At 64.2% G+C, this 22788-nt stretch carries 19 protein-coding genes; 9 read left to right on the top strand and 10 right to left on the bottom strand.

What is annotated here, in order from left to right:
- Positions 1-110: 110 nt before the first annotated feature.
- From ACYQ47_RS11535 to ACYQ47_RS11505, 7 genes are all read left to right on the top strand, one after another.
- Positions 111-1250 carry an acyl-CoA dehydrogenase family protein gene (locus ACYQ47_RS11535; protein ID WP_250468180.1) on the top strand — a complete coding sequence of 380 codons (1140 nt, stop codon included), beginning with the start codon at positions 111-113 and terminating at the stop codon, positions 1248-1250.
- 27 nt (positions 1251-1277) lie between these two features.
- A complete protein-coding gene (locus tag ACYQ47_RS11530; RefSeq protein WP_250468181.1) occupies positions 1278-2465 on the top strand; it encodes a lipid-transfer protein in 1188 nt (395 codons plus the stop codon).
- A 93-nt stretch (positions 2466-2558) separates the two neighbouring features.
- Complete coding sequence (locus tag ACYQ47_RS11525) at positions 2559-3716, top strand: acyl-CoA dehydrogenase family protein (protein WP_459905443.1); 1158 nt, start codon at positions 2559-2561, stop codon at positions 3714-3716.
- 25 nt (positions 3717-3741) lie between these two features.
- Positions 3742-4746 carry an acyl-CoA dehydrogenase family protein gene (locus ACYQ47_RS11520; protein ID WP_459905442.1) on the top strand — a complete coding sequence of 335 codons (1005 nt, stop codon included), beginning with the start codon at positions 3742-3744 and terminating at the stop codon, positions 4744-4746.
- 88 nt (positions 4747-4834) lie between these two features.
- Positions 4835-5629, top strand: coding sequence for a crotonase/enoyl-CoA hydratase family protein (locus ACYQ47_RS11515; RefSeq protein ID WP_459905441.1), 795 nt, complete (start codon positions 4835-4837; stop codon positions 5627-5629).
- Positions 5630-5652: 23 nt separating this feature from the next.
- Entirely contained in the window at positions 5653-7209 is a 1557-nt protein-coding gene (locus tag ACYQ47_RS11510; RefSeq protein ID WP_459905440.1) for a long-chain-fatty-acid--CoA ligase, read from the top strand.
- A 161-nt stretch (positions 7210-7370) separates the two neighbouring features.
- Positions 7371-8531 carry a CaiB/BaiF CoA transferase family protein gene (locus ACYQ47_RS11505; protein ID WP_459905439.1) on the top strand — a complete coding sequence of 387 codons (1161 nt, stop codon included), beginning with the start codon at positions 7371-7373 and terminating at the stop codon, positions 8529-8531.
- 82 nt (positions 8532-8613) lie between these two features.
- Here the strand turns inward: ACYQ47_RS11505 and ACYQ47_RS11500 are convergent, their stop codons facing one another.
- From ACYQ47_RS11500 to ACYQ47_RS11465, 8 genes are all read right to left on the bottom strand, one after another.
- Positions 8614-9438 carry an SDR family NAD(P)-dependent oxidoreductase gene (locus ACYQ47_RS11500; protein WP_250468187.1) on the bottom strand — a complete coding sequence of 275 codons (825 nt, stop codon included), beginning with the start codon at positions 9436-9438 and terminating at the stop codon, positions 8614-8616.
- 24 nt (positions 9439-9462) lie between these two features.
- A complete protein-coding gene (locus ACYQ47_RS11495; RefSeq protein ID WP_459905438.1) occupies positions 9463-9879 on the bottom strand; it encodes a MaoC family dehydratase in 417 nt (138 codons plus the stop codon).
- A gap of 12 nt (positions 9880-9891) precedes the next feature.
- The gene (locus ACYQ47_RS11490; RefSeq protein WP_244830295.1) at positions 9892-10332 is read right to left on the bottom strand and encodes a MaoC family dehydratase N-terminal domain-containing protein; all 441 of its coding nucleotides are present in this window, start codon (positions 10330-10332) and stop codon (positions 9892-9894) included.
- 28 nt (positions 10333-10360) lie between these two features.
- Entirely contained in the window at positions 10361-11545 is a 1185-nt protein-coding gene (locus ACYQ47_RS11485) for a lipid-transfer protein (RefSeq protein WP_250468189.1), read from the bottom strand.
- Between the two features lie 30 nt (positions 11546-11575).
- A complete protein-coding gene (locus ACYQ47_RS11480) occupies positions 11576-12715 on the bottom strand; it encodes an acyl-CoA dehydrogenase family protein (protein WP_250468190.1) in 1140 nt (379 codons plus the stop codon).
- Between the two features lie 44 nt (positions 12716-12759).
- A complete protein-coding gene (locus tag ACYQ47_RS11475) occupies positions 12760-14649 on the bottom strand; it encodes a feruloyl-CoA synthase (RefSeq protein ID WP_250468191.1) in 1890 nt (629 codons plus the stop codon).
- 176 nt (positions 14650-14825) lie between these two features.
- Positions 14826-17666 carry a LuxR C-terminal-related transcriptional regulator gene (locus ACYQ47_RS11470; protein WP_250468192.1) on the bottom strand — a complete coding sequence of 947 codons (2841 nt, stop codon included), beginning with the start codon at positions 17664-17666 and terminating at the stop codon, positions 14826-14828.
- 135 nt (positions 17667-17801) lie between these two features.
- Entirely contained in the window at positions 17802-18692 is an 891-nt protein-coding gene (locus ACYQ47_RS11465; RefSeq protein ID WP_250468193.1) for a DUF2889 domain-containing protein, read from the bottom strand.
- Between the two features lie 87 nt (positions 18693-18779).
- Here ACYQ47_RS11465 and ACYQ47_RS11460 point away from each other — a divergent pair, with 87 nt between their 5' ends.
- Both ACYQ47_RS11460 and ACYQ47_RS11455 read left to right on the top strand, forming a co-directional pair.
- Positions 18780-19943: a porin gene (locus tag ACYQ47_RS11460; protein WP_309847916.1), complete on the top strand. Its 1164-nt coding sequence runs from the start codon at positions 18780-18782 to the stop codon at positions 19941-19943.
- A gap of 45 nt (positions 19944-19988) precedes the next feature.
- Complete coding sequence (locus ACYQ47_RS11455) at positions 19989-20354, top strand: BON domain-containing protein (protein ID WP_459905437.1); 366 nt, start codon at positions 19989-19991, stop codon at positions 20352-20354.
- Positions 20355-20425: 71 nt separating this feature from the next.
- Here the strand turns inward: ACYQ47_RS11455 and ACYQ47_RS11450 are convergent, their stop codons facing one another.
- Entirely contained in the window at positions 20426-21847 is a 1422-nt protein-coding gene (locus ACYQ47_RS11450) for an aldehyde dehydrogenase family protein (protein ID WP_250468196.1), read from the bottom strand.
- Positions 21848-21856: 9 nt separating this feature from the next.
- Positions 21857-22777, bottom strand: a complete 921-nt coding sequence (locus tag ACYQ47_RS11445; protein WP_250468197.1) for a TauD/TfdA dioxygenase family protein — start codon at positions 22775-22777, stop codon at positions 21857-21859.
- Between the last annotated feature and the right edge of the window lie 11 nt (positions 22778-22788).

Below are 22788 nucleotides of genomic sequence, written 5' to 3'. Positions count from 1 at the left end.
CACCCTACGCGGGTGGGCTCGTTCCATCCGTTCCCGACGCAGAATGACCTTGTCGAAGCGGCACGCTCCCGCATGCGTGGGCCGCGACAATCCGTCATGAGGAGTGTTCGGTGGAAGTCAAGCGTAATGTCTATCGCGAGGACCATGAAATGCTGCGCGAAACCGCGCGGCGTTTTTTCGAGCGGGAATGCCTGCCCCGTCAGGCCAAATGGGACGAGGCCGGTTGCGTGGATCGTGAGACCTGGCTGAAAGCGGGCCGCGAAGGACTGCTGTGCGTGACCGTGCCGGAAGAATACGGCGGTGGCGGCGGCGACTTCGGGCACTCGGCCATCGTGGCGGAAGAACTGCATCGCGCTGGCGTGTCGGGCTTCAGCTATTCCGTGCATTCGGACATCACCGCGCCGTACATCGTGCGTCTCGGCACCGAGGCGCAGAAACGCAACTGGTTGCCGCCCATTTGTCGCGGCGAGAAGATTCTCGCCATTGCCATGACCGAGCCTGGCACGGGCTCCGACCTGAAGTCCATCCGCACCACGGCGGTCCGCGACGGCGACGAGTACATCATCAACGGCAGCAAGACCTTCATATCCAACGGCCTGAATTGCGACATGGTGGTGGCGGTCTGCAAGACCGACCCGTCCGCGGGCGCAAAAGGCGTAAGCCTCATCATGGTCGAGACTGACCGCGCGGGCTTTCGGCGCGGTCGCAAGCTGGAGAAGGTCGGTCAGGCCGCCGCCGACACGGCCGAACTCTTTTTCGACGACGTTCGCGTGCCCGTCACCAATCTGATCGGTCAGGAAAACGGTGGATTCATCCACCTGATGGAAGAACTGCCGCAGGAGCGCCTGATCATCGCGATCTACAGTGCGGCGAAACTCGAACGCCAACTGGAGCTCACGCTGCAATACGTCAAGGATCGCCGCGCGTTCAATCAGACGGTGTGGGACTTCCAGAACACGAAATTCAAGCTGGCCGATGTCAAGGCGCAAGCAGTGGCCGTACGCACGCTGGTGGACTATTACCTCCGCGAGCATATGGAGCGCAGGCTCACCTTGCAGGAAGCCGCCATCGCCAAGCTGTTCGCGACCGAAACCATGTGGAAGTGCATCGACGAGATGGTGCAGTTGCACGGCGGCTACGGCTACATGCTCGAGTATCCGATCGCGCGCGCGTTCGCCGACATGCGGGTGACGCGCATCTTCGGCGGCACCAGCGAAGTGCTGCGCGACCTGATCTCCAGAAAACTGTAAGCATCCCTACTATTGACGGGAAACATCATGAGCGAAAAAGTGCTGGTGGCAGGCGTCGGAATGATTCAGTTCGCCAAGCCGGGCGCGAGCCAGAGTTACATCGAAATGGGAGCGGAGGCGACGCGCCGCGCACTCGCCGACGCCGGCATTCCCTACGACCTCGTGCAACAGGCCTTTACCGGTTACGTCTATGGCGATTCCACCTGCGGCCAGACCGCACTGTACGAAGTCGGCATGACGGGCATCCCGATCGTCAACGTCAACAACAACTGTTCGACGGGTTCGACGGCGCTTTATCTCGCGCGTCAGGCCATTGCCACGGGCGACGCCGAGTGCGTGCTGGCGCTCGGCTTCGAACAGATGCAGGCGGGCGCGCTGAAGTCGCACTGGGACGACCGCCCGGTCACGCGCGCACGGTTCGTGCCGATCATGCATGGCCTGACGGCGGATCTCGCGCATCTTCCACAGGCGTTGCGAACCTTCGGCGGCGCGGGACGTGAACACATGAAGCGTCACGGCACGACGATGGAAACGTTCGCCGCCGTGCGCGCCAAGGCGAGCCGTCACGCCGCCAATAATCCGCTGGCGCTGTTTCGCAAGCAGGTCAGCACCGAAGACGTCATGAACGATACGGTGCTGATCCCCGGTGTGATGACGCGCCTGATGGCATGCCCGCCAACGTGCGGCGGCGCTGCCGCCATCCTCGTGTCGGAGCGTTTCGCGAAGAAGCACGGGCTGCGCAACGACGTGCGGATCGTCGCGCAGGCGCTCACCACCGATCCGCCCGCTTCGTTCGATCCGCCGTCGATGCTCAATTACGTCGGCACGCATATGACGCGTTCGGCGGCCAACAAGGTCTACGAAAACGCGGGTGTCGGACCGGAAGATATCGACGTATGCGAACTGCACGACTGTTTCGCGCACAACGAAGTCATCTGCTACGAGGCGCTGGGCTTCTGTCCGGAAGGCGGCGCGGAAAAATTCGTCAAGGACGGCGACAACACGTATGGCGGCAAGGTCGTGGTCAATCCGTCGGGCGGGCTGCTATCGAAGGGACATCCGTTGGGGGCGACGGGGCTTGCGCAATGTTACGAGCTCACGCATCAGTTGCGCGGCAGCGCGGACCGGCGTCAAGTCGAGGGCGCGCGGCATGCGTTGCAGCACAACCTCGGGTTGGGCGGTGCGTGCGTGGTCACGCTTTACGGCACGAACTGACGCGGCTTCGAGCGTGACCATGCATTCGACTTCGCACTTCGAACACGGGCGCCGTTCATCGGACGTCTGTCATGCAAACACGGGGAGCGAGACGTGAGTAATCTGCTGGATGCCTTTCATCTAACGGCGTTGCCCATCGAGGCCGAAGCCTTCCGCGCGGAAGTGAAGGAGTTCATCGCGGAACATCTGCCGCCCGCCGCGGCCGACGTCCGCGCCCGTTCATGGATGGGCTTCGATGCCGCATTCAGCCGTCGGCTCGCCGCGCGCGGCTGGGTCGGGCTCACGCTGCCCACGCGTTACGGTGGCGCGGGAATGGATGCGTTTCGACGGTTCGTGCTGGTGGAAGAATTACTTGCCGTTGGCGCACCGGTGGCCGCGCACTGGATCGCGGACCGGCAAAGCGGTCCATTGATCCTGCGCTACGGAACGCAGGCGCAGAAGGACTTCTACCTGCCGCGCATTTGCGCCGCGTCGGCGTTTTTCTGCATCGGCATGAGCGAACCCAACGCGGGCTCGGATCTCGCCAGCGTGCGAACCCGCGCGGTACGCAGTGAAGGCGGCTGGCGGCTGAACGGCCGCAAGATCTGGACGACCAATGCACAGCACTGTCAGTACATGATCGCGCTCGTGCGTTCGTCGGGAGCGCCGGAGGATCGCCAGAAGGGTTTGTCGCAGTTCATCGTGGATCTCACGTTGCCGGGCGTGAATGTGCGGCCTATCGTGGACCTCACGGGCGACGCGCACTTCTCCGAAGTGACCTTCGACGATGTCTTCCTCAACGACGAAGCGCTGATCGGCGAGGAAGGCGCAGGCTGGGAACAGGTGACCGCGGAACTCGCGTTCGAACGTAGCGGCCCGGAGCGGCTTTATTCGAGCGTCGTGCTGCTCGATAGCTGGGTCGCCCATTTGCGAAGAGAGAGCGCGAAACCCGCTGACCTTGCTTTGCTTGGCAGCCTCGTCGCGCAACTGGCGACATTGCGTTGCATGTCCATTGCGGTGACGGCGCGGCTCGCGCGCGGCGAGAGCCCCGTGGTCGAGGCCGCCCTGGTGAAGGACATCGGCACCGAGTTCGAGCAGACCATACCCGCGCTGCTGGAAGCCGCGATCACGGCCGATCCGGCACGGTCCATCGCACCCGAGCTGTACCGGACGCTGGCCTATCTCAGTCAAGTTTCCCCTGCATTCTCGTTGCGCGGCGGCACGCGCGAAGTGCTGCGCGGCATGATCGCGCGCGGCCTGGGCTTGCGCTAATTTTCATGCATCAGGAAAGACTCCCATGTTCACGGAAGCAATCGAGGCCATTCTGCGCGATTACGCGACTCCGGGTGCCATCAGGGCCATCGAAAACGGTGGCTCGCCCTCGGCCGTCTGGGCTGCTCTGGAAGAAGCCGGCTTTCTGGAACTGCTGACGCCGGAAAGCGCGGGCGGTGCCGGGCTTGCACTGTCCGCGCTCGCGCCTGTCTTCGTCACGCTGGGGCGGTTCGCCACGCCCGCGCCGGTGGCGCAGAGCATCGCGGCGCGGGCGTTGTTGCGCGAGAGCGGCATTGCGGCTCCAGCCGGCATGATCACGCTGGCGGGCCGCTGCCGACGACTTGACGATGAGCACCATTCGTTGGAGGCGCCCGCCACGCCGTTCGGGACCATCTGTGAATATGTGCTCGCGAATCTCGATGGCGATCTGCTTCTGCTCGACGCGAACCATGCCGCACGCGAGCCGGGCGGCGTGCGGGGCAGCCCGTGCGCAACCCTGACATGGCGCGGCGACCGCGTTCCCGCGCCGCTCGGTCGAAGCGGCGGGGAAGTGCCTGTGTTCAGCGCGGCCATTCACGCGGCAGCCATCTCCGGTGCGATGGATCGTGTATTCGGCATGACGCTTCGGTACTGCAACGACCGGTCTCAATTCGGCAAGTCCATCGGCAAGTTTCAGGCGGTGCAACATCAGTTGAGTGTGATGGCCCAGCACACGAGCGCGGCGGCAATTGCAGCCGAATTGGCGTTTTCCGGCGCCGGTCCTGTGCCGGCGCGGCTCGCGACGGCGATCGCCAAGGCGCGCACCAGCATGGCGGTGCCGCTGGTGGCGTCCACCGCTCACGCGCTGCACGGGGCTATCGGCGTGACCGCGGAGTACGACCTGCAGCTCTATACGCGCCGACTGCACGAATGGCGCATGGCCGACGGTTCCGAGGCGTACTGGAATTGCGTGGTCGGCGAGGCGGCGCTCGCGCGGATGACCCCCACGATCGCCGACTTCGCACGAACCGCGCCGCTCGAAACAGCCTGAGTGACGGGCCTGAGACGAGGGCCTGAGACAAAACGGCCTGAGACAAAACGGCCGGAGACGACGGCTTCTAATAACGACCGGACATTCCATGAACGACTTTCTGAAGTACGAGCAGGACGGTCATATCGTCACGCTGACGATGAACGAGCCCGAGCGCCGCAATCCGCTGACCGGCAACACGGCGGTGGACGAATTCCTCGACGCGATCAGGCGGATCGAGACGGACCGCTCGGTGCGGGCCGTGATCCTGACCGGTGCCGGAACGGCCTTCTCTTCGGGCGGCAACGTCCATGACATGAAGCGGCATGCATCGGGGTCCATGTCAGGCGTGGAGATCCGTCAGGAGTACCGGCGAGGCATTCAACAGTTGCCGCTCGCGCTCTTCAATCTGGAAGTGCCTGTCATCGCGGCGGTAAATGGCGCGGCAATCGGCGCCGGACTGGATCTCACCTGCATGTGTGATATACGCATTGCGTCGGAACACGCAAAGTTCGCCGAAAGTTTTGTCCGGCTTGGCATCATTCCCGGCGATGGTGGCGCGTGGCTCCTGCCACGCATCATCGGACTGTCGCGGGCGGCGGAACTGACCTTCACCGGCCGGGTGATCAGCGCCCAGCAGGCGCTCGAATGGAATCTCGTATCGCGCGTCGTTGCGCATGACACGCTGCTTGCAACCGCGCGCGCCCTCGCCGAGGACATCGCGGCCAATCCGCCGCATGCGGTGCGCCTTGCCAAACGGCTGCTGCGCGAAGGCATGCATTGCCGGCTCGACACGCTGCTGGAGATGTCGGCGGCTTATCAGGCGTTGGCTCATCAAACGGACGATCACCGCGAAGCCGTGTCCGCTTTCATCGACAAACGGCAGCCGTCGTTCAACGGATAACGCGCCGGCAGAGGGAAGACAGCATGCAGTTGACTCAGGGCCTTCATCGCTCGCTTCGGCAGAACCCGGACCGGACGGCGGTATCGTTCAAAGGGCGCAGGCGGACCTTTCGTGAATTCGGCGATCGCGTCGCGCGGCTTGCGTCGGCTCTGGTCGAACTCGGCCTGACGGAGGGCGAGCGGGTCGGCATGCTGGCGCTGAATTCTGACCGCTACCTCGAGTATGCGATGGGCGTTTGGTGGGGCGGCGGCGTGCTCAATCCCGTCAATATTCGCTGGAGCGCCGCGGAGATCGCCTATTCGTTGAACGATTGCGACACGCGCATCCTGATCGTGGATGACCAGCACCTCGAGGCCGCGCGCGACGTATGCCGCCTCGTGCGAACCGTTCCAATACTGATTCACGCAGGCGATGGCGCGGCGCCGGACGGCATGCTGTCGTTCGACGCCCTGATCGCGGCAGCCGCGCCGATGGAGGACATCGGTCGCAGCGGCGCCGACCTCGCTTGTATCATGTACACCGGCGGCACCACCGGTGTTCCGAAAGGGGTGATGCAGACGCATCTGAACATGTGGTCGTCGTGCATCATGCGGATCGCGGAATCGGCGCCGCTCGCCGGGACCGCGGTGCTGCACGCCGCGCCGTTTTTTCATGTCGCGGCTCTGGGGCGTGCGCTCGTGCAGTTCGTTGCGGGCGAGGCGCATGTGATCATTCCCGCCTTCGACGCGCGCGAAGTCTTGAAGGCAATCGATCAGGAGCACGTCAGCGAAACCCTGCTCGTGCCGACGATGATCCAGGCCGTCTTGAATCACCCAGATTTTGCCCAGGCCGATTTGTCGCGCTTGCGGCGCCTCACCTATGGCGCGTCGCCTATTCCCGAGCCGTTGCTGAATCGCGTGATCGAATGCCTGCCGGGTGTCGAACTGGCGCATTCGTACGGCATGACCGAGGCCTGTCCCAGCATCTCCGTCAATCCGCCCGCCAATCACGATGACGCGGCGAGAAGGAGCGGCCTTTATCGCTCCATCGGCCGTGGGCTGCCCGGACTGCTGGTGAAAGTGGTCGATGTGCAGGGCCAGGAAGTGCCGCGCGGTACGGTAGGGGAGCTCGTCGTGCGCGGACCGAACGTAATGGCGGGCTACTGGAACAAGCCGGAGGAAACCGCGCAGGCCTTACGTCGCGGCTGGCTGCATACTGGCGACGGCGCGTATATGGACGACCGAGGCTATCTGTACATCGTCGACCGGCTTAAGGACATGATCGTCAGCGGCGGCGAAAACGTCTATTCCGCCGAGGTCGAAAACGTGATCGCACTTCACGGCGCGGTCGCCGCGTGTGCGGTGATAGGCGTGCCGCATGACATGTGGGGCGAAGCGGTCCACGCCGTGATCGTGTGCAAGCCCGGCGAAACGACCAGCGAAGAAGAGATACGCAGGCATTGCCGCGCGTTCATCGCCGGCTATAAATGTCCCAGAACGATCGAGTTTCGGGAGCGGCTGCCCTTGTCGGGCGCGGGCAAGATCCTCAAGCGCGAACTCCGCGCGGCATGCTGGGCGGGCAGGGCGCGCGCCGTCAACTGACGAAGTCAGGCAGCGAAGCCTTCCACCCGGCCAGGGGGGTGCCGCTTCTCCTGCATTCTGGCTTACTTCCACTGAATCGAGGCCGTCATCCGGAAGACGGAAAGCCGATCTACCGCGGTGCGCCGAACGCACCGTCATGCAAAATCGAAAAGGGAGGGACGATGGGTGTTTTGAGCGGTGTACGCGTGCTGGAATTCGAGGCAATCGGTCCGGGGCCGTTCGGCGCCATGTTGCTGGCCGACATGGGCGCGGATGTCTTGCGAGTCGACCGGCCCCGTCCGCACGCCGATCTGGGTCCGAAGACCAACGGCAACCGTGCCGATGTCACGGGGCGCGGTCGTCGTTCGGTTACGCTGGATCTGAAGCAACCCGAAGCGGCCGAAGCCGCGCTGGATCTTATTTCCCGCGCCGATGTGCTGATCGAAGGCTTTCGGCCCGGCACCATGGAACGCCTTGGGCTCGGCCCGCAGGCCGCACTGTCGCGCAACTCGCGACTCGTGTATGGACGCATGACCGGTTGGGGGCAAACGGGTCCGCTCGCCGCGCGCGCGGGGCACGATCTGAACTACATCGCGCTGTCCGGCGTGCTGTCCGGCATCGGCCGCGCCGACGGAGCGCCGGTGCCGCCGCTGAATCTTGTCGGCGACTACGGCGGTGGCGGCATGCTTCTCGCGCTGGGCGTGGTGGCGGCGCTCTTCGACGTTCAGCGTGGCGGCGAAGGTCAGGTAGTCGATGCCGCGATGATCGAAGGCGCGGCGCAACTGGGTTCGATCTTTTGGGGCATGCTCGCTTCGGGCAACTGGCGCGAGGAGCGCGAGAGCAATCTGCTGGATGGCGGCACGCCCTGGTACGACAGCTACCGCACTCGCGATGGTCAATACATGACGGTCGGCGCGGTCGAGTCGCGGTTCTATGCCGAACTCCTCACGAAGCTCGGCCTCGCGGACGCGGAATTGCCGGAGCAGCACGATCGCAGCGGCTGGCCGGTCCTGCGCGAACGCTTTGCGGCGGCCTTTCTCGAACGCACGCGCGATGAATGGTGCGCCGTGTTCGAAGGTAGCGACGCGTGTGTCGCACCGGTTTTGAGCTTTTCGGAGGCGCCGGCTCATCCGCAGCATCAGGCGCGCGGCAGTTTCGTCGAGGTGGCTGGCGTGGTTCAGCCTGCACCCGCACCGCGTTTTTCTCGCACGCCTTCGAAAGTCACGCGCGCCGCGCCGCAACGCGGTGAAGGGGGGCTGCGTGCGTTGCACGATTGGGGGTTCGACGACGCCGCCATCGATCGCATGCGCCTTCACGGGGTCGGCTTTCAGGCAGAGGGCTGAGCCCGTCCGAGTCATACGCGGTAGCAAAAAAAAACGGTCCGGCTTCGAGCCGGACCGTTGCGCGTTCATGTCACTGCCCGCATCACTGCAGATTGCCGGCTACCGCCACCGTCTGCCCCGTGATGTAGTTCGACTCGGGCGAGCAAAACAGATAGACGCCGCCAGCCGCTTCTTCCGGCGTGCCCCCGCGTCCCAGCGGATTGCTCATCGCGTGCGCTTTCAGCCGCTCCGCATTCACGCCCACGCGAATATCGCGCCCTTCGATCCTGACCGTCGCGCCGGAATCCGCATCCGCCTTCGTCATGCGCGTGTGAATCAGCCCGAACGCCACGCAGTTGACATTGACGTTGAAGCGCCCCCACTCGCGGCTCAGCGCACGCGTCATGCCGATCACGCCCGCTTTCGCCGACGAATAGTTCATCTGCCCGGCATTGCCGGTGAGCGCCGATACCGACGAAATATTCACGACCTTGCGATATACGTCGCGGCCGGCTTCCTTGTCGGCGGCATGCAACGCCTTCACATGCGGATAGGCGGCGCGCAGAATGCGAAACGGCGCGGTCATGTGACAGTCGATGATCGCGTACCACTGTTCGTCGGTCATCTTCTGGACCACGTCGTCCCACGTATAGCCGGCATTGTTGACGATGATGTCGATGCCCTTGAACGTGTTCATCGCCGTGCCGATGAAGCGGTCGGCGAAGTCGGGCGCGCTTACGTTGCCGACGACCGCGACGGCCTGCGTGCCCATCTTCTTCAAAACCTCGACCGTTTCGTGCGCCGGCTCGGCGTCGAGGTCGTTGATCACGAGACGCGCGCCTTCGCTTGCCAGTTTCTCCGCGATGGCGCGGCCAATACCACGTCCGGAACCGGTGACGAGCGCTACCTTGCCGTCGAGCTTACCCATGTCTATCTCCTTGATGAAACGAAACTACAGTGCGATCGACGCGTCACCCAGGACGCGCGGCTCGCCGTATTGATTGGTGGTCTGGATCTCGACCTTCACGAGACGTTCGCCATTCGCCTCGGATTTGTCGACGACCCGTCCGCTGCACGTGATCCGGTGTCCCAGTTGCGTGATGCCGACGAAGCGCACGCCGAAGTGCCGCAGATTGCGCTGGTCGGTCCACAGCGTCAGCAGGCGGCCGAGCCAGGCCATCGACAACATGCCGTGCGCAAAGACGTCGGGCATGCCGGCACGCCGTGCAAAATCGAGGTCGATGTGCACCGCGTTGTGATCGCCGGATGCGCCTGCGAAAAGCGCCAGCATCGTGCGGTCGACGGGCGCCAGCGTGAGCGGCGGCAGTATGTCGCCCACCTCGATGTCATCGAAACTCAATGGTGTCATTCGGGTTTCTCCTCAGCCGTTGCGATGCACGAGCACGCTGCGCAGATCCGCGACATGCTCGCCATGCTGGTTGGTCACACGCGTTTCGCGCACCACGAAATCGAGCGCGCCGCCTTTCTTGTCGTAGATGTCGGCGATGCGGCACTCGAAGCGCAGCACGTCGCCCGCATAGGCCAGACGGTGATAGGTGAACGACTGCTCGCCGTGCAGGATGCGCGCGACCTGAATGCCGATCTCGTCGCGCCAGCTTTTATCGGGCTGCTCGAGTTCCAGTGAAAATAGGAAGGTGGGCGGCAGTGGCAGGCCGGGGTGGCCGGCATCGCGCGCCGCCGATTCATCGAAATAGATCGGGTTGGTCTCGCCGATCGCCTTCGCGAAAAAGCGCAGTCGTCCCGCTTCGGCCACGGTACGAAAGGCCGGAATCACCAGGCCGATGTGCTTCTTGTCGATCATGTCGGATACTCCATCGGAAGGCGCGGCATCAGGCGGCCTTGTACACGGTCGTGACGCACGCGCCGCCGAGCCCGAGGTTATGCGCCAGCGCGACCTTCGCGCCTTTCACTTGACGTTCGTCGGCCGTGCCGCGCATCTGATGGGTCAGCTCGTAGCACTGAGCAAGGCCGGTCGCGCCGAGCGGATGACCCTTGGACAAGAGCCCGCCCGAGGGATTGACCACCCACTTGCCGCCGTATGTGTTGTCGCCGTCGTTGACGAGTTTTTCCGCATCGCCTTCGGCACACAGACCAAGGCCCTCGTAGGTCAACAACTCGTTCTGCGCGAAGCAGTCGTGCAATTCGATTACGTCGATGTCTTCGGGACCGACGCCTGCCTGCTCGTACGCGAGCTTCGCGCCGGAGCGCGTCATGTCGAAGCCGACCACGCGGATCATGTCGCGGCTGTCATAAGTGCTCGGCTCGTCGGTGGTGAGAGACTGGCCGGCGATCAGCACGTCGGTGCGCAAGCCGTGCCGCCGCGCGAACGCCTCCGACACGACGATCGCCGCAGCTGCCCCGCAAGTCGGCGGACAGGCCATCAGGCGCGTCAGCACGCCTTCCCAGATCATCGGCGAGGCCAGCACGTCTTCCGGCGTCACGACATTGCGGAACACGGCGAGCGGATTGCGCGCCGCATGCTGGCTCGCCTTCGCGCGAATCCTGGCAAAGGTTTCGAGGCGGGTGCCGTACTTCTCCATGTGCGCCCGGCCCGCGCCGCTGAATTGGCGGATGGCAGACGGCAGATCGGTTCGGTCGACCAGTTCGTTGACCAGATCCAGCGCGCGTTCGAGCGCCGGTGCGCGGTCGCTCCACTTCGATGACAGCGCGCCCGGCTGCATGAATTCGAAGCCGACCGCAAGCGCGCAGTCCACCGCGCCGCTCTGGACGGCCTGACGGGCGAGGAACAACGCCGACGAACCGGTTGCACAGTTGTTGTTGACGTTGATGACCGGAATGCCGGTCATGCCCACGCGGTAGAGCGCTTTCTGACCGCAGGTCGAATCGCCGTAGACGTAACCGGCGTAGGCCTGCTGGACGTCGGCGTAGTCGAGCCCGGCATCGGCCAGTGCCTGGCGTACCGCGCCGGCGCCCATCACGTCGTAGGTGTCGCTGGTGCCGGGTTTCTTGAACGGGATCATGCCGACGCCGGCGACGAAGACGTTACGAGTCATATCACTGCTCCGTGGAAAAGAAGGTTCGACTTACAGCTTGCGGGAGATGAGGTCGCGCATGACCTCGCTCGTGCCGCCATAAATGCGGTTCACGCGCGCATCGGCGAAGGCGCGTGCGACGGGGTACTCGAGCATGTAGCCATAGCCGCCGTGAAGCTGCACCATCTCGTCGAGCGCCTTGCCAAGTGTCTCGGTGGCGTAGAGCTTGGCGATGGCGGCTTCTTCGAGCGTCAGGCGACGGCGCACGTGCTCGGCCAGATAGTGATCGACCATCAGGCGCACGGCCGTGGCCTGGGCCTTGATGTCGGCAAGCTTGAATTTGGTGTTCTGGAAGTCCCATACGGTCTGATTGAAGGCGCGGCGGTCCTTCACATAGTTCAGCGTATGTTCGAGGCAGGCTTCGAGCTTCGCCGCCGCGCCGATGGCGATGGACAAGCGCTCCTGCGGCAGTTCACCCATCAGGTAGGCAAAGCCCTGACCTTCCTCGCCGAGACGGTTGGCGACCGGAACGCGCACGTCGTCGAAGAACAACTCGGCGGTGTCCTGCCCGTGCATGCCGACCTTGTCGAGCTTGCGGCCACGGCGAAATCCCGCACGAGTTGCCTCGACCACGATCAGGCTCACGCCCTTCGAACCCGCGCTCGGGTCTGTTTTGCAGATCACGATGATCAGGTCGGCATTCAGACCATTGCTAATGAAGGTCTTGCTGCCGTTGATGACGTACTCGTCGCCATCGCGCACGGCGCTCGTCCGCACGGACTTGAGGTCGCTGCCGGTACCCGGTTCGGTCATTGCGATGGCGAGAATCGCCTCGCCCGAGCAGACTTTGGGGAGCCACTTCTGCTTTTGCTCTTCGCTGCCGATGCGCGCGATATAAGGCGCGATGACGTCCGAGTGAACGCCGAAGCCCAGCCCGCTCAGGCCCGCGCGATTCACTTCCTCGTTGAGCACGGCCGCATGCCCGAAATCGCCGCCGCCTCCGCCGTATTCGGCTGGCAGCGTCAGGCACAGCAGTCCTTCACGGCCCGCCTTCAGCCAGGTTTCGCGATCGACGCGGCCGGTCTTGTCCCATTCGGCCTGTTTCGGAACGCATTCCCGTTCCAGAAAGCGGCGCACGCTGGTGCGCAGCATTTCGTGATCGTCGCGGAAGACGGTTCGAGTAATGTGCATGACTAAGTTCCTGAGAAAAGATCCGCCTGATCCGGGTGTGAGGCTTACCGTGCGCAGGCGATATGCGCGGCCGGCTCGGCGTGAAAGAGAGGCTCGATCAGATGAGCGCGCCGCGCGCGGGTGACGGCCTGATTGACGTAGCCTTTTTCGGCGATCTCGTTGGCGTCGATGGAAGGCGGTTCCGCCATCAGCATCACGCGTTCGATGGTGCGGCTGGCGCCACCGCCTCGCTGAGTGACGAGGCGTTCGCGCAGCGCGGCCACCACGAGCGGATGCCGGGCGAGCGCTTCCGCGTCCAGTTCGGCAAGCTCGGGGGCGAGCCGTTTGCAGGCGGCCACGTTCGGCCATGCAAGCGCGGTGAGATAGTCGTGATCGTGACCGCAGATCACCGCGTCCGAAATGAGCGGGGCGCACAGTTCGAGCAGACCGAGACGGACGGCGCCCGTGCGTACCCAGGTGCCGTTGGTGAGCTTGAAGTCTTCGACCACGCGGCCGGCGAAGAGCAGGCCTTCGCCCGCGTCTTCCGGATTGGCCAGACGGACGGCGTCGCCGAGGCGGAAGAATCCTTCTGAATCGAACGCGGCCGCGCTCAGTTCCGGATTGTCGAGATAGCCGCCGAAGACATTCGCGCCGCGCATGCGGATCTCGTAGCGTCCGTCGCCGCCGTCGAGCGGCACCAGCTTCACTTCGGAGCCGGGAACCGGGCCGCCGATGTTACCGAGGTCTTTCGACGGCCAGCCACAATAGGTGCCCATGCCGCTCGTTTCCGTGCAGGCGAGACCGGTCGAAAAGACGATGCGCCGGCCGATGGTATCGACGGCGACGCGCTGGATGCGATTCCACACGTCGGCGGGAAGGCTGGCCCCGCCATAGCCGAAATACTGGACGTCGGCGAACAGGCTCCGCGCGAGCACGGGGTCACGTTCGAGTTCGCCCGCCAGTACGGCCCACGCCGAGGGAACACTCGTGAACACGGTGGGCGAGACGTCGCGCAGATTGCGAACCGTGCGCTCGATCAGGCCCGGAAGCGGCCGGCCGTCGTCGATATAGTGGGTCGCGCCGAACTGGATCGAACGGCCGAGATTGAGCACGCCGCCCAGACCGTGATGCCAGGGCAGCCAGTCGAGAAAGACCGGTGGCGATTCCAGCAGCCAGCCGAGGTTGTCGGCGTAGTAGGACGCGACTGCCCTGAAGTTGCCGTAGGTGAGCGGCACGCCCTTCGGAACACCAGTCGAGCCCGAGGTGAACAGCACGCGAACGGTGTGGGCGCCGTCGATCGATGCATGCGCTGCCGCGACGGCGGCGCTGCGCGCGTGCGTCAATCCGCTGGCGAGCAAATCGGCCCAGGTGCGGTGGCCGGGCGCGGCGTTGCACACGGTGATGATCGATGTGCCCGCGACGCCCGAAGCGGCGAGAGCGGCAAGCGCGCGCGCGAACTGCGCCGCATCCTGCACGAACACCGTGGCGGGCGGAACCATTCGCAGCACGCCTTTGAGACGCGCGAAGTCCCGGCTGACGAGCGAATAAGCAGGCGACACCGGCGCACTCGGAATGCCGACGTATTCGGCCGCGAGCAGCAATACCGCCTGCTCGATCGAATTGCCTGATAGCAGGATCACGGGACGCTGCTGACCCAGTCCCATTTCGAGCAGCGCAGCGGCAACCGTCTGGACTTGTACCCACAGTTCGCGCCAGCTAATGGTGCGCCATGCGCCCGTTGCATCGCGCTCGGCGAATGCCGTGTCGTCGCCGCGACGCTCGGCCCACGCGGGAATGAACGCGGCAAAGCTGCGCTCGGCAATGACCGGCGGCGCGCTCGCCGAACTGAGGATAAGCGTGCCGTCGGGACGGTGCTCGATGTGCGGCCGGCGCTCCGGGAAACGCACGGGACGATAAGGCGCTACTGCAGATACGTCATCCATCAGCGTACTCATTTACGCCTGTCTCCTTGGCTTCAGTGCGCACCGCGGCGCGCACCGGCGTTATTTCGTGGAGTTTTGTGTGCGCAATGATTACGCACTACCCCTTGAATCGAAGGATAGTGCGTTGCGGCTGCGACGGAACCACCCAAGGCGGGTGGCGTGGCTGCGCAAGAACGAGTCAGGGCTCGTCAGCCTGCTCCACTGGCGGCGCTGCCCAGCGTCGCGTTGCTCAGTTCGAGATCGCGCACGCGGGCGACCGCTTCGTCGCGGCTTGCCACGCCGAGCTTCCCGTAGATGTTCTTCAGATGCCACTTGACGGTTTCGGGCGAAATGCCGAGCGTGCGCGCGATTTTTTTATTCGGCAGCGCGTGCGCCAGCAATCCAACCACGCGCGTTTCGCGTTCGCTCAACGTGTCGATGCTCCCGCCCGCGTTGTTGAGCCGCGCGGCCGGCTTGGCACCGCTGCGCGGCGCGCCTTGTTGCGCGGCATGCAATCGGTCCACGTAAAAGGAAAGCACGGGATCGTGCGGTTCACTCTGCTCGACATGAGTGATGAGATCGAGGGCGCCGGGGTCCGTATCGAGCAAACTGCGTATGAGACCGAGCCGGTGTCCGCGCCGCAATGCGGCCAGCACGGCCACGCGCGCCGCGTCCGGTCGGCCGCGCCGCTCATCGACCAATGCCGACTGCATTTGCAGACAGGCAACGTGCCGCTGCCAGCCGTGCGCTTCGTAAAACGGAATGAGCGATTGCAGACGCAGTGCCGCGCTTTCCCAGTCTTCGTGCGCCATGCACCAGTCGATCTGCCCGCGTGCCGCCATCGCCCGAATCTCCGCGACGGTCGTGGAAGGGGCGGCGTCGCTGTGCGCGGCCATCGTGTCGAGGCGGGTCAGTCCCGCTTGCGCCGCGTCGAACTGTCCGCATGACAGATGACGCCGCGTCTGTTCTGCCACGGCATGAGCGACGAGCCGCACGAGGCCGTGTTGCGTCGCGTATCGTTCAAGCCGTTCGAGGTATGCGAACGCGTTCAGCCGATGCCCGGTCGTCCAGTGCACCGCCGAAAGCACGGTGAACACGCGCAGCACGGAGTCGGGGATGGAGACACGCTCCAGCACGTCGATACGCTCTTCAAGCAGCTTGCGCGCGGCGCCGGGTTCGCCGAACTCGTAGAGCGCTTCGGCCAGCAACGCGGCGGCGAAACATGCGGCTTCGGCGGCCGCACTGCCGAGTCTGTCGGCCTTGCAGAGTACGTCGCGGGCAATGCGCTCGACCTGTACGAACCTGCCTTCCAGCGCATGGCTGAATCCGATCATGCAGCGGCCGTTCAGCGCGCCCGCTGGCGTGCCGGAAAGCGGTGCGCCTTCGAAGAGCAGTTGCGCCGACTGCGTCTGCACGCGCCGCGCCTCTTCGTACGCGCCGTGGCGCATGTGGATCCACGAGAGCAGGTTGGTGCGCGCGCCCGTCGCGAGACTGTCCGCGTCGGTGGGAATGTCCAGCAGTTGCGGCAACATCAAGGCGGCGGCGTCGGGGTCGTCGCGTTGCACGGCGAGCGCCGTGCGCAAAAGAGCCAGGCGGTAGCGCGATTGAGTGTCGGCGAAAGGAATGTCGTCGTGCAGTCGCGCGATGGCCGCCGCGCAGGCGCCGAATTCGCGCGCATACAGATGCAGATGCGCCATCAGAAGCCGCAGACCGATGCGAGCCTGAACCTCGACGCATGGGAGCAGCCGCATGAGCCCGACGAGCTTGCGCAGTTTCCCGGCGACCTGCATGGTGCGGGCAACGCGCTGGACGAGATCGGCCGCGGCGGCCGCTTCGCCCGCGAGCAATGCGTGGCGCACCGCCTCGTCGGGATGATCGTGATCGCGAAACCAGGTCCATGCCGCCCGATGCACGGCACGTCGATGCACTTCGCTGCGCGCCTGAAAGCGTTCCAGCAGGGTCTCGCGAAAGAGCGGGTTGAGCCGATACCACGTTTCGCTGCCCGCGCTTTCGATCGGCGCAATGAAGAGGTTGTCGCTTTCAAGTCTCGCCAGCCGCACGCGCACTTCGCCCGCTGTCTGTTCGTCTCCGAGCAAGGCAATACACAGCGGCGCGCAAAACAGCGTGCAGGCCGAAATTCGAATCAGCAACTCGACCTCGGCGAGCGCAAGGCGCGACAACACTTCCCGCTCGAAGTACTCGGTAAGGCCGCGCGCGTCCTGAAGCCTACCGTGCGTCGAGAGATCGGCCCCGGCGATATCCGCCGCGCCTGGTTTTCTCTTTTTCAAGCGCATCGCGCACAGTTGCAGGCCGGCGACCCAGCCATCCGTCTGCTCATGCGTGTAGCGGGCATCTCGCGGATTGATTTCACCGAGCTGCTCTCTCAGGAATTGTTCGGATTCCGCAGCGGTGAAGCGAAGATCGCGCATGTCCAGTTCGAGCACGAGTCCCTCGTCGCGCGTCCGGCCAAGCGAGAGTGGCACGCTGCCACGCGAAACGAGCACGAGGTGAAGGTTGGGCGGCGCGTAATCGAGGAGCCACTGCAACGCTTCGTGACTGCGTGCGTTGGCGAGATGATGCAGGTCGTCGAGCACCAGCACGACGTCTCCGGGATGACCGGCGATGCCGCGCACGAGCGCGATGACGGTGCGTTCGACGGCTTCGTCATCCAGTCCACGACCGCCCAGCAGCCCGGCTTCGCGGGAGATGGCGGGGTCGACGTGCGCGAGGCTGGCGACGAGGCAATCGAAAAAGTGGGCGAGGTCGTTGTCTTCCGGTGCGAGGGTGAGCCACGCGATGTCGAAACTGAGCGACAGTAAAGCCTCGCGCCACGCAATCACGACACTCGTTTTGCCGCAACCGGCGGGACCTTGAAGAATCACGCAACGACTGCGGCGCGCGTCGAGCAACCGGGCGAGCAAGCGCTCGCGCGCAACGATGCGTGCGGCGCCGCGCGGTGCGACCAGACGGGATTCGGTGTTGGGTTCGATCCTGCCGTTTTGCAGGCGGCGCGAGAGCGGACGGTCCTCGAAAGGAGAATTCTGCGGCATGCTGACCTGCGCCTTGCGCGTTCCGGTTAGGCGCCTGAGCGGCGCCTGCCAGAAGACAAAATGATGACCGGCTTATTGTAGCGCAGCGCTAGTCGCGGATTTTCACGCCGGGGCGGGGCGGTCGAGATCATGCAACTACGATATTTTACCGGCGCGTGAAGGAACAGTCTGAGAAGCTTCGCGCTCGCGCTTGCGCCGGGAGACGAAACGCACGACCTCGCCGTCCGCGCGCCACGCATGGCAGGTGTCGAGCATTGGCATGTCGGCTTGGTCGGACTGCTCTTGACGGACCTTTCCGCTGGCGCGCAAGCCTATGAGCGTCTGGATAGCGGTCGTCGCAATTGGCCCGAGCAGTTCGCTCAGATGCGTGCAACCGCTTGTCCCGGCAAGGCGGCGTCTTACTTCCTTCATGAATCCCGCGCCGATTGCCACGCCCGCGAGGCACGCGTAGGCCGCGTTGATCTCCGCGCAATAGCGGCTTGGCGCGGCCTCGGTGCGAGCCTCTATGCGATGGATCACGAGCCTGCTGTCGACGGTCACGACGATACGCATGTCGTGAATTGGCGAGCCGGCCGGCACGACCTTGAAGATCAGATTGGCGTCGTCGGCCTTGGTGTCGATCATGTGGCCTTCAATATCGAACAGGCCGTCGCTTCTTTCATAACCCGCACACTCGATGCGTCGGGTATGCACAGGCCGCCGCGTGACGGGCATGGATCGGATCGCGGACATTGCCACCTCGCTCAAGGATAAGTGCAGCAGATCAATGCATGGGTCATGCAAGAACCAATGCCCGGGAGCATCGGCACGCTGATGACCGGTTCTGTCGAGCGTAACGGCGCGGCGCGCTTTTGCCGCCCCCTCTTTCGGGTAGGCGTCGAGGCCGCTCGCCCTTGCCTCGCTCGGGGTATTCCCGTCCCCCCTCGGTTCGGGTAGTGGTTCCGTCTGGCGGTCCTTGCAATATTGACTCGCGACAACAGAGACGTCGATCTTGGGCCCGCGCGCCGACGTGGCGATCCGCGGCATCGGCTCGATGCGTGTTGGCTGGCCACGGTCGACACACCTTGGCATTGCTCATGTTCACCGGATTCAGAACGACAAAGGGAGACATGCATGCGTTTCAGGATCAGACCTGTATTCGGGGCTGTTTTGATGCTCGCCGCCGGGGCGGCTTCCGCGCAGTCGAGCGTGACCCTGTACGGCGTCGCGGACGTGTTCGTACAGTATCTGGATAACGGTGGACGGCATTCATATGCCGAGCGAAGCGGCGGGTCGACAGGTTCGCTGGTCGGCCTGAAGGGTTCGGAAGACCTCGGCAACGGGCTGAAGGCGGTGTTCGATGTCGAGAGCGGGTACAACACGAATAACGGCACTTACTTCGCCGACAGCACCGCCATGTTCTACCGGCAGTCCTGGGTGGGATTGAAGCACGACACCTACGGCCAGTTGAGCTTCGGGCGTCAATATCAGCCCAGCTTCTGGGCGGTGTATTTCACGGACCCGTTCCGCGGCAACGAAGCGTTGTCGCCGCTGGCCGCAGCCGATCTCGCCGGCGCCACTGATCGCGCCACTCTCGCGACCCAGTACGTGTCCGGGCGAACCAGCAGTTCGATCGTCTATCTCTCGCCCGACCTGAGCGGCGTTCACCTCTATGCGATGTACGCGCTGGCGTCTGCCACGACCCAGCCAGTGACCGTCACTTCAGGCAACATGCTCGACCTGGCCGCGAGCTATTCCGGTTACGGCTTTTACGCGGGCGTCGGCTATCAGTATCAGCACGGCTCGAACGAGACCGCGCCGCTGGTGCCTGCCGCGCCTTCCCTCTTGACATCGTTCCCGTTGATGGCGACCGAACATTTCACCGGGGCGCTGGCGTATCGGCTGGGCATCGTGAACTTCCAGTTCAACTATTCCTACAACCGCCCCAAGGATGTGCCCGATGGCGCGCTGGTAACAGTGACGCCCGCGGTGAGCCTGCCGCTCGGGACTCTGGTGCATTCGTACAGCATCATGGAGCTGGGCGCGACGATTCAGGCCACGCCTTTCGATACCGTTGAACTTGCGGGCATTCAACGCGTCGTGCGCGGCGTTCACGACAATAGCCTCGGTGTCGAGGTCGGCGTCGACCACAACATTTCGAAACGCACCAGTTTTTATATGCGCGCCGGGTACGTGAAGAACAACGGCAGCGCAAACATGAGCTGGCCCGGCGTGGCGGGAGTCGTCAGCGGCTCGAAACAAGTTCTGGGACTCGTTGGCATGACACATCGTTTCTGACGATGGGGTTCGTTCACGACAACCAAAGAGAGAAAGGAAATCCTGATGCAATCGATTAAAGCGATGCGGCTCGTCGGCGCTGCTTTCATGCTGGCGGCTTCCATAGGCGGGTCTTCCGGTGCGCACGCTCAGAGTAGTTATGCCGCGTCCTCCGTGCCGGCATCGAATGCGAAGGCAAGCAAAGCAGCCAGCAAGGCGGCCGACCGGGCGTTGCAAAAGAGCGTGCTCCGCGCACTCAGCAAGACTCGGGGGCTGCGGGTGGCCAGCATCACGGTTCGCGCGTCTGAAGGGGCGGTGATACTGGAAGGCACCGTACCGGAAGAGGCGCAGATCGGACTGGCCACTCAAGTGGCCGAAGGCGTGGAGGGCGTGAAGTCAGTGAAGAACGCGCTGACCTTGTCCACGATCTGAGGGCGCTTTGGCGGCGCCATGAGAAAGGCCTCGTGCTGCAGGCCTTTCTTTCCACCGATTCACGTGTTCCGTCAGGCAGTGACCGACTTGCATTCCAGAAACTCGGCCAGCCCTTCCGCTCCGCATTCGCGCCCGTTGCCGGAAGTTTTATAGCCGCCGAAGGGCACGGTGATGTCCATCATGGCGCCATTGATCCGCACCGATCCCACGCGCAGCCGCGTTGCGATGCGCCGGGCCCGTTGTGCATCGCCGGTGGCGATATAACCCGCAAGCCCGAAGTCCGTGTCGTTGGCGATAGCGATGGCTTCTTCCTCATCGTCGTAGGCGATCACCACCAGCACAGGGCCGAAAATCTCTTCACGCGCGATCTTCATGCCGTTGTGAACATCGGCAAAGACGGTGGGGCGCGCATAGAAACCTCGCGAGATGCCTTCCGGCCGGCCCACGCCGCCCGCCGCGAGCCGCGCGCCTTCTTCGAGCCCGGTGCGAATCATTCGCTGCACTTTGTCATACTGGGCGCGGTTGGAGATCGGTCCCATCTTCGTGGCCGGATCGGCCGGGTCGCCAACCGTCACTGCGTTGGCAACGGCGGCGGCAATCGTCACGGCCTCTTCGTAACGGTCGCGCGGCACCAGCATGCGGGTGGGCGCGACACACGTCTGCCCCGAGTTGGCCATGCATTGTGCGACGCCGCTCGTCACTGCGGCCTTGAGGTCCGCGTCGTCGAGGATCAGGAGCGGCGACTTGCCGCCAAGCTCCTGAGCGACTCGCTTGACTGTCGGCGCGGCGCTCATGGCGACTTCGATGCCAGCGCGCGTCGAACCGGTGATCGACACCATGTCCACGTCGCGATGCGCGGACAATCGCTCGCCCACGACCCGTCCTTCGCCGAAGATCATGTTGAAGACGCCTGCCGGCGCGCCCGCTTCATGCATGATTTCCGCGAAAACGACGGCGTCGAACGGGGCGATCTCGGAAGGCTTCAACACGATGGTGCAGCCCGCCGCGAGCGCAGGCGCGACCTTGGCGGTGATCTGGTTCAGAGGCCAGTTCCACGGGGTGATGAGCGCGGCAACGCCGATCGCTTCGCGGCGTACATCGCTCTTGCCGTGATTCGTCTCGAATTCGAAATGCCGCAGGGTTTCAAGGGCCGCCTGAAGCTGCGCGAGGCCGATCGGCGCCTGCAAGTGCCTGCACAGTGCGATGGGCGCGCCGATCTCGCGGCGCACGGCGTCGGCAAGATCGTCGAGACGGGCGCGATACCTTTCGATCACCCGTTCGAGCAAGGCGATGCGTTCCTCGCGGCTCGTCGCTGACCACGCCGGGAACGCAGCGCGTGCCGCGGCCACGGCGCGGTCGGCATCGGCTGCCGTGCCCATCGCGAGCTTGCCGGTTGGTTCCTCGGTGACGGGATCGACGATATCCATCAGCGTGCTGCCGGCGCACGGTTCGACCCACGCGCCGCCGATGTAGAACGTGTTCAATATTGTCATGCCGTCTCCTCAGGCTATGCCGACCGGACGGTCGCCGATTACCGTGGCGCGCATCATATGGCGCGGCGCGGGGAAGTAGTCCTGCACGGCGTAGTGCTGACAGGCGCGGTTGTCCCAGAAGGCGATCGTGTTGGGCCTCCACTTCAGACGAACCTGGTATTCGGGCGCCTGAGCTTGACGGAACAGGTATTGCAGCAGATCCATCTCGGCGAGCTTGTAGTCGAAGCCGACGCGATAAGCCTCAGCCGTCACGTGCCCGTAGTTCGATAGATGCGTGGTAAAGGCCTCATTGACGTAGAGAACCTTCTCGCCGGTTTCCGGGTGCACGCGCACCACCGGATGCGTGACCGGCGGAAACTTCTGGCGCATGACGGGATGCTGGTCCTTCGGCAACGCCGTGCCGAACAGCGGCAGAATGTCGTGGACGGCTTCGAGATGAGCGATGCGTGCCTTGATCTCCTCGGGAAGGTTCGCATAGGCCGCGACCATGTTGATCCAGATCGTGTCGCCGCCCACGTCCGGGCATTGCACGCAGCGCAGCATCGAACCCATGGACGGAATGTCACGCCACGATACATCCGAGTGGTAGATGTTTTCGCGTCCACGGCGCGTTTCGTTGCGCCCGAGGATCACCAATTCGGGATGCTCCGGGTGATGCGGAAACGCCGGGTGGATCTCCAGTTCGCCGAAGCGCCGCGCCAGCGCCACATGTTGGGACGGCGTGATGTCCTGATCGCGGAAAAACAGGACCTTGTATTCGAGCAGCGCGCGGCGCAAGGCGAGACAGGTGTCGTCGTCGAGCGGATCGCGCAGGTCGACGCCTTCGATCGTCGCGCCGATCGTCGGCGTGTGACGCTCCACCGCGAAGGGCCATCTCTCGGGTACGGCGTGCGTTGTGTTGAACGCGGGTGCGGTTTCGATTGCTTGCATGTGATGCTCCA

The organism is Caballeronia sp. HLA56, assembly GCF_054655155.1.
Note: the sequence above shows the minus strand (reverse complement) of the source record. Positions and strands in the feature narration are given on the sequence as shown.

Excerpts from the sequence above, each read along its gene's own strand:
- ACYQ47_RS11530 (WP_250468181.1), top strand. The coding sequence starts at position 1,278 with ATGAGCGAAAAAGTGCTGGTGGCAGGCGTCGGAATGATTCAGTTCGCC.
- ACYQ47_RS11520 (WP_459905442.1), top strand. The coding sequence starts at position 3,742 with ATGTTCACGGAAGCAATCGAGGCCATTCTGCGCGATTACGCGACTCCG.
- ACYQ47_RS11515 (WP_459905441.1), top strand. The coding sequence starts at position 4,835 with ATGAACGACTTTCTGAAGTACGAGCAGGACGGTCATATCGTCACGCTG.
- ACYQ47_RS11510 (WP_459905440.1), top strand. The coding sequence starts at position 5,653 with ATGCAGTTGACTCAGGGCCTTCATCGCTCGCTTCGGCAGAACCCGGAC.
- ACYQ47_RS11505 (WP_459905439.1), top strand. The coding sequence starts at position 7,371 with ATGGGTGTTTTGAGCGGTGTACGCGTGCTGGAATTCGAGGCAATCGGT.
- ACYQ47_RS11500 (WP_250468187.1), bottom strand. The coding sequence starts at position 9,438 with ATGGGTAAGCTCGACGGCAAGGTAGCGCTCGTCACCGGTTCCGGACGT.
- ACYQ47_RS11495 (WP_459905438.1), bottom strand. The coding sequence starts at position 9,879 with ATGACACCATTGAGTTTCGATGACATCGAGGTGGGCGACATACTGCCG.
- ACYQ47_RS11490 (WP_244830295.1), bottom strand. The coding sequence starts at position 10,332 with ATGATCGACAAGAAGCACATCGGCCTGGTGATTCCGGCCTTTCGTACC.
- ACYQ47_RS11485 (WP_250468189.1), bottom strand. The coding sequence starts at position 11,545 with ATGACTCGTAACGTCTTCGTCGCCGGCGTCGGCATGATCCCGTTCAAG.
- ACYQ47_RS11480 (WP_250468190.1), bottom strand. The coding sequence starts at position 12,715 with ATGCACATTACTCGAACCGTCTTCCGCGACGATCACGAAATGCTGCGC.
- ACYQ47_RS11475 (WP_250468191.1), bottom strand. The coding sequence starts at position 14,649 with ATGAGTACGCTGATGGATGACGTATCTGCAGTAGCGCCTTATCGTCCC.
- ACYQ47_RS11470 (WP_250468192.1), bottom strand. The coding sequence starts at position 17,666 with ATGCCGCAGAATTCTCCTTTCGAGGACCGTCCGCTCTCGCGCCGCCTG.
- ACYQ47_RS11465 (WP_250468193.1), bottom strand. The coding sequence starts at position 18,692 with ATGCCGCGGATCGCCACGTCGGCGCGCGGGCCCAAGATCGACGTCTCT.
- ACYQ47_RS11460 (WP_309847916.1), top strand. The coding sequence starts at position 18,780 with ATGCGTTTCAGGATCAGACCTGTATTCGGGGCTGTTTTGATGCTCGCC.
- ACYQ47_RS11455 (WP_459905437.1), top strand. The coding sequence starts at position 19,989 with ATGCAATCGATTAAAGCGATGCGGCTCGTCGGCGCTGCTTTCATGCTG.
- ACYQ47_RS11450 (WP_250468196.1), bottom strand. The coding sequence starts at position 21,847 with ATGACAATATTGAACACGTTCTACATCGGCGGCGCGTGGGTCGAACCG.
- ACYQ47_RS11445 (WP_250468197.1), bottom strand. The coding sequence starts at position 22,777 with ATGCAAGCAATCGAAACCGCACCCGCGTTCAACACAACGCACGCCGTA.